The sequence below is a fragment of the Thauera sp. WB-2 genome (assembly GCF_027594845.1).
Lineage (GTDB): Bacteria > Pseudomonadota > Gammaproteobacteria > Burkholderiales > Rhodocyclaceae > Thauera > Thauera mechernichensis.
The window spans coordinates 3,454,095-3,469,713 of sequence record NZ_CP088935.1; the positions used below are offsets into that span (position 1 = coordinate 3,454,095).

A 15,619-nucleotide genomic window follows, 5' to 3' on the forward strand; every position below is an offset into this window, starting at 1 on the left:
TTCTGCCGCTCACGCCGCGCCCTTTCCGCACCTATCCCCAGTGCCAGACTTCGACACGCCAGCACAGCCTCAGTCCGTTCTGGCAACGCGGGCAGTGGGACGACGCATCCAGCCAACTTCGGTAGGCGCGCCTGGGCGCCTCGCGCTGGCCACGCTCATCACGGGGCTTCACCTCGGCGGCCTTGCGGCGCTGGCCTATCTGTCGCAGGACCCGGTGATTCCCCCCGAGGTCGTCCCGATCCAGGTGTCGCTGATCGCCGGCGACCCCTTGCCGAAGCCGGCCGCGGAGACGCCGCCAGCGCCCGCTCCTGCGCCCGAGCCCGTACCAGCCCCAGAGGTCTTGCCCGTCGAGCCGCCTCCAGAGCCGCCCAAGCCGGTGGTCCGCGAACCGGAACCACCCCCGCCCGTGGTCAAGAAGCCGCCCCCGCCCAAGCCGGTGGTCAAGCGCCCGCCCCCGCAGACGGTCACGGAGTCACCCACCGCACTCAGCGCGCCTGAAGAAGCGCCTCCGGCACCGCCTGCGCCCGCACAGGCCGCAGTGGCCGAGTCGCAGGCGCCACCGCCCGCTCCGGCAGCAGCGCCCGCAGCCGCATCGGCGGCGGCGGCACCGGTGACGGCCGCCCGCTTCGATGCCGCCTACCTGAACAACCCGCCACCGGCTTATCCGATGGCATCGCGTCGCCTGCGCGAAGAAGGCCAGGTGACCCTGCGCGTGCTGGTGCAGCCGGATGGCAAGGCGAGCCAGGTCGAGATCCGCACCAGTTCGGGCTCGGACCGGCTCGACCGTGCCGCACGCGAACAGGTTGCACGATGGACCTTCGAGCCTGCCCGCCAGGGTGGCCGCAAGATCGAATCCTGGGTCCTGGTGCCCGTCGTCTTCAAACTCAAAGGAAACTGATATGGACAGTTCGCAGGCCTTCGGCCTCGCCCACCTGTGGGCGCAATCCGACCTCATCATCCGCGCCGTGGGCCTGATCCTGCTGCTGATGTCGATCACCAGCTGGTACCTGATCGTGGTCCGCGCACTGCGCCAGATGCGTGCACGCCGCCACGGCGGTGCGATCGAGGCGTTCTGGGCCGCGCCCAATCTCGAAGCGGGGCTCAAGCGCCTCAACGAGCAGGCCCCGGGCTCCCCGTTCGAGGCCCTCGCCGAACAGGGCGCCGCGGCTGCCCAGCACGTCCGCCGCCATACGCACAAGGAGACGCTGGGCGGCACGCTCGATGCCGACGAGGTGATCACGCGCGCACTGCGCAAGTCGATCGCACTATCGACAGCAGCGCTCGAGGCCGGGCTCACGGTGCTTGCCTCGATCGGCTCGACCGCGCCCTTCATCGGCCTGTTCGGCACCGTGTGGGGTATCTACCACGCACTCGTCAACATCAGCGCCTCCGGTATGGCCACCCTGGACAAGGTTGCCGGCCCGGTCGGCGAAGCGCTCATCATGACCGCCTTCGGCCTGTTCGTTGCGATCCCGGCCGTGCTCGCCTATAACGCCATCACGCGTGCGAACCGGGTGGAGCTGTCCGAGCTCGACGCCTTCGCCCACGACCTGCATGCCGCCTTCTCGACCGGCTCGCGCATCGCCGCGGTGAGCGCCCGCCAAGGCCAGCCCGAGGCGGCCTCACGCGCCTCGAGCCTGAACCCGGCGCCGAACCACGGAGCTGCATGATGGCCTTCGGCGGATTCAGCCAGGGGGACAACCGTCCGCTGCAGAGCGAGATCAACATGGTCCCGCTCATCGACGTCATGCTCGTGCTGCTGATCGTGTTCATGATCACTGCGCCCTTGCTGACGCACTCGGTCAAGATCGATCTGCCGCAGGCGTCGAGCGCACCGACCGATCAGAAGCCCGAGACCGTGGCGCTTTCGCTCGATGGCGAAGGACGCATCTTCTGGAATAACGACGAGATCGACCCGCTCACCCTGCCCGAGCGTCTGGCCGCCACAGCAGCGCAGACTCCGCAGCCCGAACTGCATCTGCGCGCCGACCGCAATACGCGCTATGAGTCGATCGCCGACGTGATGTCGAAGGCGCGCAGCGCTGGCGTCGAGAAAATGGGCTTCGTGACCCTGCCGGAGCATTGAGGGCCGTGCGGGGCGAGCAGCCCCGCACAACGAAACAGGGGGCGCTGCATTGCTGCAGCGCCCCCTGTTTTTCTGAAGCAAGCGGCCGCGTTGCGCTCAAGCGCTGCGGTTGCGCACCCTGACGATGACATCAACCTCTTCCAGTTCCACGCCAGCTGGCAGGCGCGGCGCGCCGATCACCTCGATCTCGTCGGCGGCGAGGTCGCGCACCTCGCCGGTATCCATGTTGTAGAGGTGAAAATGCGGCGTGGTGGTGGAGTCGTACACGATGCGCTGCGGATCAACGAACAATTCGCGTACGAGGTGCTTCTCGGTGAACAGCCGCAAGGTGTTGTACACCGTGGCACGCGAAACATCGGGCGCAGTCGCCTTGACAGTGGCCCATATCTGGTCGGCCGACATGTGCACCGGTGCCGAAAACAGCACGCGTGCAATCTCGATCCGCTGCTGGGTGACGGGGACACCGGCCTTGCGCAGGCAGGCGATGGCATCGTCGGTGGTGTATGCATTCATGGGCTATCCAGGGCATGGCGCGCAAGAAAGCGTGCTATGCAGCAAATTCATTGACGATGGAATCGTGAACGGCTTCCCGGGTAAACGTCAACAGGCGTACGTACCCTGCGGCACGCACGCCTGCGAAGCAATCGGCAGCCAGTCGCACAGCACTGGCTGCCAGAGCCCTCTCCCACGCTTACTTGAAGGGATCCGGACGCGGCGTTGCGTTGCTCGACGGCGGCAGGATCGGCATGGTGAGTTGCGGCTGGTCACCGGTCATCGTCTTAAGGAAGGCGACGATCTTGCCGATTTCGTCGTCACTATAGGTGCGCCCAAGCTGCAGGCGGCCCATGATATCCACCGCCTGCTCCAGCGTGGCACCTTCACCGTCATGGAAGTAGGGGTAGGTCATTTCGACGTTGCGCAGCGTCGGCACCTTGAAGTTGAAGCGGTCCGCATCAACCCCAGTGACTGCCGAGCGCCCTTCGGCCGGCGAAGTCGACTGGTACGGCTCGACCAGGCCCATGCGCTGGAACGAGGTACCACCGGCAGCAGGACCGTTGTGGCAAGCCACGCAGCCGCTTTCCTTGAACAGCGTGTAGCCCGCGAGTTCCTTGGCGTCGAGCGCCTTGTCGTCGCCCTTGAGCCACTTGTCGAAGCGCGAGTTCGGCGTGACGAGGGTCTCCTCGAAGGCCGCGATCGCACTGGTCACCATGTCCATGTCGATCTGTTCCTTGCCGAACACACCCTTGAACTCGGCAACGTAGCCCGGAATCGACTGCAGCACGTCGAGCGCCAGCGTATGCGGCATGTTCATTTCGACATCGGCCTGGATCGGGCCACCAGCCTGCTCCTTGAGGTTTGCGGCACGACCGTCCCAGAACTGGGCGATGGCAAGGCTGGAGTTGAGAACGGTCGGCGAGTTCACCGGACCTGCCTTCCAACCATGGCCGATCGAGGTCTTGAGGTTGTCGGTACCACCGCGCGACAGGTTGTGACAGGTATTGCAGGAGATGATGCCGGACATCGACAGGCGGGGTTCGAACCACAGCTTCTTGCCCAGCTCGACCTTGGCGGGGTTCTCGACCTTGGCGGGTTGGATCGGCTGGATCGGCTCATCACGGACCGTTGCAGCCCATGCGCTGCCCGCAACCATCATCGCCACCGCCACACTCATCGTCTTCAGCTTGAACATCTTGCTTCTCCTTGACTTGCCATTCGAACCGTTCGCTGGACCCCGGGGTAACAAGCCTCTAAGGCTGCTGTCTTTTAGACGTCGTCCAGATATTGGCGCCCATTAAACGCCTGCCTGACCTACCCGATCTTGACTTTAGTCAAGCTTTCTTCCGATGAACCAAGTCGGCGTCCATAGGTCGGTTCAGCCTGCACAGGCTTCAATCCGATACAAAGACGCTGTGGCCGCTCCGTTATGCTGCAAAGGTCCTGACACGCTCGTTCCCGTGCGCTGTCGCCAACTGCCAAGACTCGCAATGCAGAACTCCAACGCTCTTCCCAAGCCCCCCGCAACCGGTCGCCGTAACGTCCTGGCGGCGCTCACGATCTCCGCAGCACTTGTCGTCGGCGCATGGCTCGCGTGGCCGCAGCTTTTCGGCGAGCGCGATCCGCTCGCGCAATACCAGCTCGCAACCGTCCAGCGCGGCACGGTCGAAGACGTGGTCACCGCCACCGGGACCCTGCAACCGCGCGATTACGTGGATGTGGGCGCTCAGGTTTCAGGGCAGCTCGAGAGGATCCACGTCGAGGTGGGCAGCGAGGTCAAGGAGGGCGATCTGCTCGCTCAGATCGACCCGACGGTCTACCTCGCACGGGTCGATGCGTCACGCGCACAGTTGCGCAACCTGCGCGCCCAGCTGAAGGACCGCGAGGCTCAGCTCGCGCTCGCCCACATCCAGCTGCGCCGACAACGTGCATTGATGGCCGAAGACGCGAGCACCCAGGAAAACCTGCAGACCGCCGAGGCCTCGGCGAAATCGGCCGAGGCCCAGCTCGAGGCCTTGCGGGCGCAGATCGAACAGATCGAATCCACCCTGCGCGCGGACGAAGCCAACCTCCAGTACGCCCGCATCCTGTCGCCGATGGCAGGAACGGTGGTCTCGATCACCGCACGCCAGGGCCAGACCCTCAATACCAACCAGCAGGCGCCGGTCGTGATGCGCATCGCCGACCTGAGCACGATGACGGTTCAGACCCAGGTCTCCGAGGCCGACATCAGTCGCCTCAAGCTCGGCATGGAGGCCTACTTCACTACCTTGGGCGGCGCCGGCAAGCGCTGGTACGGAAGGCTGGAGAAGATCGAGCCAACGCCGACGGTGACCAACAATGTCGTGCTCTACAACGCGCTCTTCGACGTGCCCAACCCCGACGGCAAACTGATGACGCAGATGACCGCCCAGGTCTTCTTCGTCGTTGCACAGGCCAAGGATGCGCTGCTGATCCCGATGGCAGCGCTCTCGCAGGGCGCGGTGCGCACGCCGCAGCCCGGCAGTGCAAGCACGTCGACGGCACCCGGCGCCACGCCTGGCAACGCCCGCGCTGACGGCCAGGGGCGGCGACCAGGCGGCCGCGACTCGGCCTCCATGGCGGGTACGCGTACGCTGAGGGTCGTCGGCGAGCGCGGCACGCTTGAAGAACGCAGCGTCGAGATCGGCGTCACCAACCGTGTCCAGGCTCAGGTGCTGAGCGGCGTACGAGAGGGCGAGCGCGTGGTCTCGGGCATCGTGAGCGGCGCTGCCGCAGGCAACCGTCCGCCGATGACGCCGCGGCTATGAAAGTCGAACAGCTCCCGCCGCCGGCGTCGGCCCCCTTGCCCGCGACCGCCACGACACCGCTGATCGCACTCTCTGGGGTTACGCGCAGCTTCGTCACCGGCGAGGTCGAGACGCAGGTGCTGCACGGTATCGACCTCGAGATCTTCCCCGGCGAGTTCGTCGCCATCGTCGGCGCGTCGGGCTCGGGCAAGTCGACGCTGATGAACATCCTCGGCTGCCTCGATCGACCCAGTGGCGGCACCTATCGCTTCATGGGCGAGGACGTCGCCGGCTTCGACCGCGACGCGCTCGCACGCCTGCGCCGCGAGGCCTTCGGCTTCGTGTTCCAGAGCTACAACCTGATCGGCGGCGCCAGCGCGCGCGACAACGTCGAGGTGCCGGCGGTGTATTCGGGCATGCCGCCTGAGGAGCGCCACGCCCGTGCCGAGTCGCTGCTCGCCACCCTCGGCCTGGGCGAGCGCATCCACCACCGCCCCAGCCAGCTCTCCGGCGGCCAGCAGCAGCGCGTGTCGATTGCACGCGCGCTGATGAACGGCGGCCGCATCATACTTGCCGACGAGCCCACCGGCGCCCTCGACAGCAAGAGCGGTGCCGAGGTGATGAAGCTGCTGCGCGAGCTGTCCGCCGCCGGCCACACCATCATCCTGATCACCCACGAGCGCGAGGTCGCCGAGCAAGCGAGCCGCATCATCGAGATCCGCGACGGACGCATCGTCGGTGACCCCGGTCCGCGCCCGCCGCAGGGCGAGGAGCCCGACTTCGCCCCCCATGTGGACCGCACGTCACCGCTGTCGGACGTCGTCGAGGCCACCCGCACCGCGCTGCGCGCACTGCGCGCCAACCTGTTCCGCGCCATCCTCACCTTGCTCGGCATCGTCATCGGCGTGGCTTCGGTGATCGCCATGCTGGCAATCGGCGACGGCGCCAAACAGAAGGTGATCGACCAGGTCAGCGCGATGGGCACCAATCTGCTCACCGTGCGTCCCGGCGCGCCCAACACGCGCGGCCGCGACGCCCCGGCGACGCTGGTGATCGAGGACGTGCAGGCGATCGCCGAACTGCCCAACATCCTTGCCTCGGTCCCAGAGCAGGGCGGTACCATAACCATCCGCGCCGGCAACGTCGACCACCGCACCAGCGTCAACGGCACCTCGGCCGACTACGTGGTCGCGCGCACCTGGGTACCGGCCAGCGGCACCTTCTTCAGTGCCGAGGACGAGGCCCGCTACGCGACCGTGGCCGTACTCGGGCAGACCGTCGCCAATGCCTTGTTCCCGGCGGGCGACGCGGTAGGCGAGTTCGTGCTGGTCAACAACATCCCCTTCCAGGTCGTCGGCGTGATGTCGCCCAAGGGCGCCACGCCATGGGGGCAGGACCAGGACGACATCGTCTTCGTGCCCTACACCACGGGCAGCCTGCGCATCACAGGCCAGCGCTTCTTGCGCAACGTGACCGTCGCCGTGGAGGACGTCTCGCGCATCGACGAATCGCAGGCCGATGTGCACGCCCTGCTGCTCGCGCGGCACGGCGTCGAGGACTTCCAGATCCGCAACATGGCCTCGGTGATCGACACCGTGTCCGAGACGCAGAACACGCTCACCATCCTGCTCGGTACGGTGGCGGCGATTTCGTTGCTGGTGGGCGGCATCGGCGTCATGAACATCATGCTGGTGTCGGTCACCGAGCGCACACGCGAGATCGGCATCCGCATGGCCACCGGCGCACGCATGAAGAACATCCTGCAGCAGTTCCTGATCGAGGCGCTGGTGGTGTCCGCCGTCGGCGGGCTGATCGGCGTGGCGGTGGGCCTGGGCAGCGCGGCGATCATCGAGCGCTTCGGCACCGCTGTGCAATATTCGTTGACGCCGGTCGTACTCGCCTTCAGCTGCGCCTTCCTGACCGGCCTGATCTTCGGCTACCTGCCTGCACGCAAGGCAGCGCGCCTGGATCCGGTCGTCGCCCTCGCTTCCGAGTGAACCCTCGCCGCCTTACGCACTCCCGCCTCGACACCGCAGGCCAGCCTGCGGCCAACCCCGTTAGCGCCCCCATGCAGCCCACCCGACGCAGCCTTCTTCTCCTCATTGCCGCCCTGTTCGCGACCGGTTGCGCGATCACCGAACCGATCGCCCGCCCGACGCTCTCCGTACCGAACGCATGGTCTGAGCGCGCTACAGAAAGCGGCGACGCTGTCGCCACCGACTGGTGGCATGACTTCGGTGCTCCCGAGCTGGATGCGCTCATTACCGAGGCGATGTCCGCCGCCCCCGACCTGCGCATCCAGGCCGAGCGCGTCGTGCAGGCCGAGCTTGCGCTGCGCCAGGCCGGCGCCTCGCTCTTCCCGGCGCTGAGCCTGAGCGGCGGCAGCGGCACACGCAACGTCGACGGCAGGGAGTCCGGCTCCACCGACCTGAGCCTCGGCGCCAGCTACGAACTCGATCTCTGGGGCCGCATCGCCGCCGGGGCCGATGCCAGCCGCGCCAGCCTGGTCGCCACCCGCCATGACTACGATGCCGCCCGCCTGTCGATGAGTGCGAGCGTGGCCACCACCTGGTTCCAGGTGCTCACGCTGCAGGAGCGCATCGACATCGCGCGCCGGAACCTCGACATCGCCGAGCGCGTCTTGCGTGTCGTGCAGGCCCGCTACGACAACGGCGCGGCCTCCGCGCTGGAGCTGAGCCAGCAGCGCAGCACCGTACTCAACCAGCGCAAGGCGATCGAACCGCTGGAAGTGCAGCTGCGCCAGACGCGCAGCGCGCTTGCCATCCTGCTCGGACGCAGTCCGCAAGCCAGCGTCGCGGCCGACGTACGGCTGCATTCCCTGCACGTGCCACATGTCAGCGCCGGCCTGCCCTCGGACCTGCTACTGCGCCGCCCGGACATCGCCGCCAGCGAAGCTCGGCTCGAGGCCGCGGCCGCCAACATCGCCGCAGCACGCGCAGCCCTGCTGCCCAGCATCAGTCTGTCGGCAGGCGCAGGCATCGGCAGCGCCGCCCTGCTCTCGCTCGCCGACACCACGCGCACGCTGTCGCTTTCCGCTAGCGTGGTGCAGAAGATCTTCGATGGCGGCCGCCTGCGCACCGAGGTCGAACTGCAGCGCTCACGCCAGCGCGAGCTGCTCGAAACCCACCGCCGCACCCTTCTCGTCGCCCTCAAGGAAGTGGAGGATGCCCTCGCGGACAGCGCACGCGATGCCAACCAGGAAGCTGTCCAGCGCGAGATCCTCGCCGAGGCCGAGCGCAGCCTGCGCCTGGCCGAGCTGCGTTACCGCGAAGGCGCCGACGGCCTGCTCACCGTGCTCGACGCCCAGCGCTCCCTGTTCTCAGCCCAGGACCAGCTCGCCCAACTGCAGCTGGCGCGGCTGAGCAATGCGGTCGGCATGTACAGAGCACTGGGCGGCGGATGGCGCAACGCAGCTCCTTAATACGAATTGTTCGCAGTCTTATTGACGCGATAGACCCATAGACCGAGAATGGTAAGCATCTGCAACAGCAGATCGTGATACCCGCTGCAGGCCCGCGTCTGCACGTCGCGGCAGGTATCGCCTAAGCCAGCCAGCCACTCCGCCCGTGCGGATCAGCCAGCCAAGCCAGCCCGAGTCAGCTTGACCTGGAGATCCGCACGTCTCCCGTCGCAACACGATGCAGCCCCCCCTAGCGCCCCCGACGCGGCAGGCGAGGGCAGCATGCTGTTGCCTGGAGCACGCGCTGCCGAACCACCAAGCACGGGCTGATCACCCCCGGATGTATCGACCAACCGTGATCAGGAAGACCCGATGTCATTGAAGCAATCGCAGGCCTTGCGCCCTAACTCGCTGCGCAAACGTCCCATCGTCACCGCAATCGCCGTCGGCCTGTCCAGCTTCATGCTGGCGCCGGCAAGCGCTCTCGCTCAAGCACAAGCGCAGGCGAACGCCGAAGAGGCCAGCCTGCAGACCGTACGTGTCGTCGATACTGCGCTCGAAGCAAACCCCAACGCGGAACCAGGCGTCCCCTACAAGGCCAAGTACTCGGGTGACGAACGCCACAAGCGTCCGCTCGCCGAGACGGCACAGAACATCCAGGTCCTGACCAAGGCACAGATCGAGGACTCCGGCTACACCGACCTGCGCGAGATTCTCGACGCCCAGCCCGGCATCACGCTGGGCACAGGCGAGAACGGCAACGCCTTCGGCGACCGCTACATCATCCGCGGCCAGGAGGCACGCAGCGACGTCTTCGTGGACGGTCTGCGCGACCCCGGCATGACGATCCGCGAAAGCTTCGCCACCGAGCAGGTCGAGATCTCCAAGGGCCCCAACTCGAGCTTTGCCGGCCGCGGCACCTCCGGCGGCGCGGTGAACTCGGTCACCAAGCAGGCCACCACCGACTACACCTACACGCGCCTGTCGACCGGGTTCGGCACCGACAAGTACACCCGCCTTACGCTGGACACCAACCAGGTGGTGACCGAGGACTTCGCCCTGCGTGCCAACCTGCTCTACGGCTACCAGGAAGTACCCGACCGCGCCCCGACCGACCGCGACCGCAAGGGCGTTGCACTGTCGGGCTTCTGGACGCCCACCGACAAACTCGACCTCACGCTCGACTACTACGGAATGCGCGCGGAAGACAACCCCGACATGGGCAGCTTCCTGCAAGGCACCGTGCCCAACCGCAAGCCAGCGAAGAACGTGCCGGTGTACGCCCAGCAGCAGGACTTCCTGAGTTCCGATGTCGACACCTTCACCGCCCGCGTGCGGTACAAGTTCGACCAGGACACCCGCATCACGAACCTCACCCGCCTGGGCATGGCCGACAACGGCTATGTCGTCACCGGCGCGCGTGCTGCCACCTTCGGCGCCAATGACCCCCGCGCCGGGGCTTCGACGATCTCGCTCAGCACGCACCAGGGCTGGCAAGAGGTCGACTACTTCGTCAACCAGACCAACCTGCACCTGGACCGCGTCATCGGCGGGCTCAAGCACGAATTCATCTTCGGCCTCGAGTATTCGGACCACAAGGTGCTCAACGGCGTCTATCGCATCGCCAATTCGGGGCAGAACTGCATCACCGGCAATACCTCGACGACCAACAACAACTGGTGCGTCACCAACCCGGACGGCAGCACCGTCAATGGCGTCAATACGCTGATGAACCGCAGCATCACGCGCGGCCCGTGGGACCAGGACTGGAACGTCAAGACCGTCTCGCTATCGCTCATGGACACGGTCGACCTCAATGACAAGTGGACCGCCTTTGCCGGCCTGCGCTGGGACCGCTACGACTACAGCCAGACGATCCAGAACACGACGACCCTGGTGCGCACGCCATACAACCTGACTGACTCGCTGTGGAACGGCCACATCGGCCTGACCTACAAGTTCCGTCCGGACGCCAATGTGTATGCCAGCTACTCCACCGCTAGCGACATCAACGGCGGCGAGTCGGACGTTGGCACCAACGCCGGCTACGGCGGCTTCATCCCGGGCGCGGCCAAGCCCGAGAAGACCGAACTCATCGAGCTCGGCACGAAGTGGAACCTGATGGGCGAGAAGCTGCTGGCAACCGCTGCCGTATTCCAGATCACCAAGACCGACGTCATGGAAGGCAACGGCTACACGGCAACCGGCACCTTCAATTCGTCCGAAAACCGCGTCCGCGGCATCGAACTCGGCCTCACCGGCATGATCACCGACAAGCTGACCGCACAGGCCGGTATCGCGATCATGGAGGCCGAGGTGCTGAAATCGGCCACGCCGTCCCGCGTCGGCAAGACGCTCAGCAACTTCGCCGACACCAGCGCCCACGTCCAGCTCAAGTACCAGGCGACGGACAAGTTCTCGTTCGGCGGCGCAGCCAAGTACGAGAGCGAGAAGTACGCCGGCCAGCCGGACACCGCAGCCAGTTTCAACGCAACGACTGGGCAGTACACGCAGCCGATTCCCGCCTACACGGTACTCGACCTGTTCGCCAACTACCGCATCAACAAGAACATGGATGTGCGCCTGAATGTCGGCAACGTGACCAACAAGGACTACTACACGGCGGCCTACCAGTCGGGCTCCTTCCTTTACAAGGGTGACGCACGCAATGCCCGCGTGACCCTGAACTACGACTTCTGAACCTCATCGTGTTTCATCCGGCCGGGCGACGCGTCACTGCGCCGCCCGGCCGTTCCCGTTCAACAGGCAAGCCTGCGGAGCCGTTCATGCACACCGAAGCACCATCGCACCCTGCACCTCGATCCATTCGCATTTCCCGTCGCCGCGCACTGCAGGCGCTCACGGCTGGCATCGCCGGCACCGCGCTGCCACGCTGGGCCCTGGCCGCACCGGAAGGCGCCCGCGCGGTAGTGGGTGCAGCCTGGCGTGGGCCGCGCGCGGACGACCAGAACTTCGCCGGCACCCTGGTTGCGGACTGGGAAGCACGCACGCTCGGTTTCGGCTATAAGCTCGCTCTGCCGAGCCGGCCACACGGCCTGATGGCGGAGCCCGACGGCGGACTGCTGGTCTGCAGCGCGCGCCCCGGCACCTGGCTGCTACGCTGCGACGCACAGGGCAATGTCGTCCAGCAGATCGACGTTCAGGAAGAAGGCATGTGCCGCCTTGGCGGCCATGTCATCGTCTCGGCCAACGGCGAACACCTGTACACCACCGAAACCGACTTCAGCAGCGGCAAGGGCAAGATTGGCGTGCGCGACCGCCGCAGCCTGCGCAAGCTTGCAGAATGGGACACCCATGGCCTTGACCCGCACCAGTTGCTGCTCGACGGCCAGGGTCACCTCTTCGTCGCCAATGGCGGCATCCCGCGCAGCTTGGAGGACAAGAAGTTCGATATCCATCGCATGGACGCGTCGCTGGTGCGCATCGACACCGCCAACGGTGCCCTGCTCGGCCAGTGGCGTGTCGACGACCCGCGGCTTAGCCTGCGTCACATGGCGTGGAGCCGACCGCCGCAGGAAGGCGACGCCCTGCTCGGGATCGCAATGCAGGCTGAGCACGACCTCGAGGCCGACCGCCGTCGCGCGCCAATCCTGGCCGTGTTCGATGGCGAGCACCTGAGCATCCCCACCCAGGAGAACGATGGTATCGGCTACGCCGGCGACATCGCCCCGGCACTCCATGACGGTTTCGCACTCTCCAGCCACCAGGCCGACGTGACCAACCTGTGGCATCCCGGGCTACCCGAGCGCATGCGACCCATCGTACAGCTCAAGGCATCCTACGCCCTCAGCGGCTGGCATGGCCCCGCCGATGGCGGAGGCGTCCTGGTGTCGACCGCCTACGGACTGGCCCGCTGGCACCCGAGCGCACCAGCAAATCTGCTGCCCTGGCCCGAACCTATGGCACTGGACAACCACTGGATCCTGCTCTCGGAGGCCTGACGACAGCAGGTGGCGGGCAGACCGCTGATCAGAAAAAAGCCGCCTATGAAAGGCGGCTCTGACGCAGCTGCTGATGCAGAACGCATACCTGGTGTGCATCGCCCCCAGCGCTTACTTCACGACCTTGCGCGAAGTCTCCAGGTAGGCCTTGCCATGCTTGATGACGCCCTCGCGGTCGAGCTTCTCGGACGCCTGATGCACTTCCTCGAGCGTCTCGGCAAGCTTGCCCATCTCCTCGTTCATCTTGGCAAGCGCAGTCTCCAGCGTATAGGTCAGCTGGTGCACGTCGGCCATGTCGCCGTCGCTGACGGCGCCGTCGAGGATGGCCTGCAGCTTGGTGTTGTATTCCGAAAAGTTCGCGACTGCCTGGTCAAGGGTCTCTGACGGCTTGGCTTCGAAGTGTGCGTACTTCTCCCCCGGGCCGGATGCCCACGCCGGGGTCGCCAGCGTACCGAGGGAGAGAACAGCAGCGAGGATCATTTTTTTCATGGTGTTGCCCTTCTGAGTAAATGCACTCTTCGCGTGGCCATGGCTACGCGAAGACGTTCGAACGGATTTCACTTGCCCTTGCGAGGGCAGCCTTTGCAGGGCTTGTCTTTCCTGCAGCACTTCTTGCTCATGAAATACTCCGTGGTGCTAGCTTGTCGCCGTGCGGGCCATTATTGCAGGTGTCCCGGACACTCGGCTGCGCTCCACGACTCGCCCAGCACCTCATAGGCGCGCCAGTCGGACACCAGCCTTGCGGCGCACTCGCGCACGCTTTCGGGCATGCGCGTGTCGCCACCAATGAGCGCCAGGTGTGCGGCGATGGCACGCGCCACTGCGGGCGAGCGCCGCGCCGGGAAACGCGACAGCAACTGCAGGACCGCGGCGAGTGCGAGGTCGGGCGAGTGACCGTAATCCGGCCCCTCTGCACACCCTGTGTGCGCCAAGGGTTCCGCGGCACGGCGCTCGGGAGTCACAGGCGCACCGCGTAGTATTCGACGACTTGCTGCACCTCGACCGGGAACGGCATCTCGTCGGCCGAAGGCGTCCGCATGACCTGCGCGCTCAGCGAGGCCTCGTCGAACGCCAGCCATTCGGGACGGCTGAGCGCCGGCTCGGCGAGCGCCTCGACGACCACCGGAATCTTGCGTGCACGCTCGGTGAGCGTGATGCGGTCACCCGGACGAATGCGGATCGACGGGATGTTCACCGACCGGCCATTGAGCAGGACATGCTTGTGCCGCACCAGCTGCCGAGCGGCGACGGCGGTCGGCGCAAAGCCGGCGCGGAACACGAAATTATCCAGGCGGCGCTCGAGCAGCTCGAGCAGCTTCTCGCCCGTGGGCGCCTTGTCGCGCTTGGCTTCACGGAACAGGCGCTGGATCTGGCGCTCGCCCAGGCCATAGTTGAAACGCAGCTTCTGCTTCTCGATCAGTTGCGAGCCGAACTCCGACTTGCGCTTTGGGCGCTGGCCGTGCTGGCCTGGCGGGTAGTTGCGTTCCCCCAGCGGCTTGCGCGACAGGCCGGGAAGCTCGCAGCCCAGTGCGCGCATCACCTTCAGGCGGGGGCCGGTATAACGTGACAAGTCGTTCTCCTTCTGTTGTTCCGTGAGTCTGTGCAGCACGCCTCAGGCGTGCGAAAAGTGCGATTGAGGCAGCTTCGAAATCGAGACCGCGTCGCGTGCGACTGCGCTGGAACGCAGCGCTCGGGGCGGCTGGCTGTTCGCGATGGCCTGTTCGAGTTGTTCGCATGAGCGGTTCAGCTCCTGGTCGATCGGACGCGCGTCGAGCTCGCGCAGCAACATGCCCGCCTCGTGCGCCGCACGAGGACAGCCACTGTCCAGGTAGCGGGCCACGTGTGAGATGAGGCCGGAGATCAGCCTGAGCTGTTCGGTCGAGACCTGAAGAGACATGACGAACTCCTTTCTGCGAACAGTTCTCATTATTATTACTATCCGCAGAAAGTCAAGCCTTTCTTGCCCTTGATGGACTACTCCGGAACATAGACGAAGGAGCCATCCTTCATGCGGTAGGCGACCCCAGCCTTGGCGCCCTCTCCCGAGCCGATCTCGCCACTGGCCTGGTAGTGCTCGATGACCTCGCCCTTCTTGACGATCATCTCCATGTTCGGCTGCCCGGGGTTCCTGATGATGGTGACGTCATCGGTTGTGAAAGGGTTCATCGGGTTGCTTGCGATCGCCAGCAGCAGCGCGGCGATGATCACCAGGAACACGTCGATCAGATTGACCACCGACAGGATGGGGTCGTCGGCCTCGAGGTCGTCCATCAGGCGCAGGCTCATTGCACACCCTCCGCGGCCAGCGGGGCGAGCGGATCATCGTATGGCGCACCGCCCTGTTCGTGCGCAGCAGCGCGGCAGCCTCGCTTCTCGATATCGGCCAGCTCGGTCGCCAGCCAGCGGCGGCGCACGCTGACGACCCAGTAGGTAATCGCAGAGGCGATCAGCGCGAGGATCACCGCTGAGAAGGCGATCATCAGGTTGCGGCTGACCTCCTGGAGTTGCCCATCGGAGAGTGCCATCAAGGCCGGCCCCATGGGGATCATGGTTGCGACCAGGCCGAGCATCGGCCCGACGCGGGTAGCGATGCGCAGGGTCTCGAGCCGGTGCACAGCGATCGCTTCCAGATCGGTCACCCCCAGGCTGGGATCCAGGCGCAGCGCGGCATGGAGTTCCTGCGCACGCGGGTCGCCGCGACGGCGCTGGCGCGCCTGCATGAGGAAGCGGCCGAGGGCGTGGAAGGCGTAGAAGAACAGCACGGTCACGAGCAGCAGCACAGGCAGCATGAAGAGCTGACTGAGTCCGTACATGGCGGTTTCGATCAGTTGGGAAAGGGACATGTGTCCTCCTTGGAAGGTGAATGGGTTGGTGGTCGTGAATGTGC

The 15,619-nt window shown here is 65.9% G+C and carries 16 protein-coding genes; 8 read left to right on the forward strand and 8 right to left on the reverse strand.

Annotation, left to right across the window (positions count from 1 at the left end):
- Window positions 1-94: 94 nt before the first annotated feature.
- Genes LQF09_RS15840 through LQF09_RS15850 form a run of 3 tightly spaced genes read left to right on the forward strand, consistent with a single transcriptional unit; the run spans window position 95 to window position 2,086 of the window.
- Complete coding sequence (locus LQF09_RS15840; RefSeq protein WP_270068399.1) at window positions 95-898, forward strand: energy transducer TonB; 804 nt, start codon at window positions 95-97, stop codon at window positions 896-898.
- 1 nt (window position 899) lies between these two features.
- Complete coding sequence (locus LQF09_RS15845; RefSeq protein ID WP_002929660.1) at window positions 900-1,670, forward strand: MotA/TolQ/ExbB proton channel family protein; 771 nt, start codon at window positions 900-902, stop codon at window positions 1,668-1,670.
- On the forward strand, window positions 1,670-2,086 hold the full coding sequence (locus LQF09_RS15850) for an ExbD/TolR family protein (RefSeq protein ID WP_002929659.1): 417 nt from the start codon (window positions 1,670-1,672) through the stop codon (window positions 2,084-2,086). Before LQF09_RS15845 ends, LQF09_RS15850 begins: the two co-directional genes overlap by 1 nt.
- 96 nt (window positions 2,087-2,182) lie before the next feature.
- Here the strand turns inward: LQF09_RS15850 and LQF09_RS15855 are convergent, their stop codons facing one another.
- Together LQF09_RS15855 and LQF09_RS15860 are read right to left on the reverse strand one after the other, a co-directional pair.
- Window positions 2,183-2,599 carry a Fur family transcriptional regulator gene (locus tag LQF09_RS15855; RefSeq protein WP_002929658.1) on the reverse strand — a complete coding sequence of 139 codons (417 nt, stop codon included), beginning with the start codon at window positions 2,597-2,599 and terminating at the stop codon, window positions 2,183-2,185.
- Between the two features lie 178 nt (window positions 2,600-2,777).
- Window positions 2,778-3,776 carry a cytochrome-c peroxidase gene (locus LQF09_RS15860; protein ID WP_270068400.1) on the reverse strand — a complete coding sequence of 333 codons (999 nt, stop codon included), beginning with the start codon at window positions 3,774-3,776 and terminating at the stop codon, window positions 2,778-2,780.
- A gap of 295 nt (window positions 3,777-4,071) precedes the next feature.
- Here LQF09_RS15860 and LQF09_RS15865 point away from each other — a divergent pair, with 295 nt between their 5' ends.
- The 5 genes from LQF09_RS15865 (at window position 4,072) to LQF09_RS15885 (ending at window position 12,732) form a co-directional block, all read left to right on the forward strand.
- Complete coding sequence (locus LQF09_RS15865) at window positions 4,072-5,370, forward strand: efflux RND transporter periplasmic adaptor subunit (RefSeq protein WP_270068401.1); 1,299 nt, start codon at window positions 4,072-4,074, stop codon at window positions 5,368-5,370.
- Window positions 5,367-7,346: a MacB family efflux pump subunit gene (locus LQF09_RS15870; RefSeq protein WP_002929655.1), complete on the forward strand. Its 1,980-nt coding sequence runs from the start codon at window positions 5,367-5,369 to the stop codon at window positions 7,344-7,346. Before LQF09_RS15865 ends, LQF09_RS15870 begins: the two co-directional genes overlap by 4 nt.
- 71 nt (window positions 7,347-7,417) lie before the next feature.
- Window positions 7,418-8,791: an efflux transporter outer membrane subunit gene (locus LQF09_RS15875; RefSeq protein ID WP_270068402.1), complete on the forward strand. Its 1,374-nt coding sequence runs from the start codon at window positions 7,418-7,420 to the stop codon at window positions 8,789-8,791.
- 351 nt (window positions 8,792-9,142) lie between these two features.
- Window positions 9,143-11,470: a TonB-dependent receptor gene (locus tag LQF09_RS15880; RefSeq protein WP_002941693.1), complete on the forward strand. Its 2,328-nt coding sequence runs from the start codon at window positions 9,143-9,145 to the stop codon at window positions 11,468-11,470.
- A gap of 86 nt (window positions 11,471-11,556) precedes the next feature.
- Complete coding sequence (locus LQF09_RS15885; protein WP_270068403.1) at window positions 11,557-12,732, forward strand: DUF1513 domain-containing protein; 1,176 nt, start codon at window positions 11,557-11,559, stop codon at window positions 12,730-12,732.
- 111 nt (window positions 12,733-12,843) lie between these two features.
- Here LQF09_RS15885 and LQF09_RS15890 read toward each other — a convergent pair whose 3' ends face one another.
- The 6 genes from LQF09_RS15890 to LQF09_RS15915 all read right to left on the reverse strand — a co-directional run bounded on the left by LQF09_RS15890 (window position 12,844) and on the right by LQF09_RS15915 (window position 15,575).
- A complete protein-coding gene (locus LQF09_RS15890; RefSeq protein WP_270068404.1) occupies window positions 12,844-13,221 on the reverse strand; it encodes a DUF6746 family protein in 378 nt (125 codons plus the stop codon).
- A 170-nt stretch (window positions 13,222-13,391) separates the two neighbouring features.
- The gene (locus tag LQF09_RS15895) at window positions 13,392-13,664 is read right to left on the reverse strand and encodes a hypothetical protein (protein WP_232433266.1); all 273 of its coding nucleotides are present in this window, start codon (window positions 13,662-13,664) and stop codon (window positions 13,392-13,394) included.
- 26 nt (window positions 13,665-13,690) lie between these two features.
- Window positions 13,691-14,302, reverse strand: a complete 612-nt coding sequence (rpsD, locus tag LQF09_RS15900) for a 30S ribosomal protein S4 (protein ID WP_270068405.1) — start codon at window positions 14,300-14,302, stop codon at window positions 13,691-13,693.
- Between the two features lie 42 nt (window positions 14,303-14,344).
- Window positions 14,345-14,629, reverse strand: coding sequence for a hypothetical protein (locus LQF09_RS15905; protein WP_002929630.1), 285 nt, complete (start codon window positions 14,627-14,629; stop codon window positions 14,345-14,347).
- Between the two features lie 77 nt (window positions 14,630-14,706).
- Window positions 14,707-15,018: a DUF2149 domain-containing protein gene (locus LQF09_RS15910; RefSeq protein WP_002929629.1), complete on the reverse strand. Its 312-nt coding sequence runs from the start codon at window positions 15,016-15,018 to the stop codon at window positions 14,707-14,709.
- Window positions 15,015-15,575 carry a MotA/TolQ/ExbB proton channel family protein gene (locus LQF09_RS15915; RefSeq protein WP_002929626.1) on the reverse strand — a complete coding sequence of 187 codons (561 nt, stop codon included), beginning with the start codon at window positions 15,573-15,575 and terminating at the stop codon, window positions 15,015-15,017. Before LQF09_RS15915 ends, LQF09_RS15910 begins: the two co-directional genes overlap by 4 nt.
- Window positions 15,576-15,619: the final 44 nt, after the last annotated feature.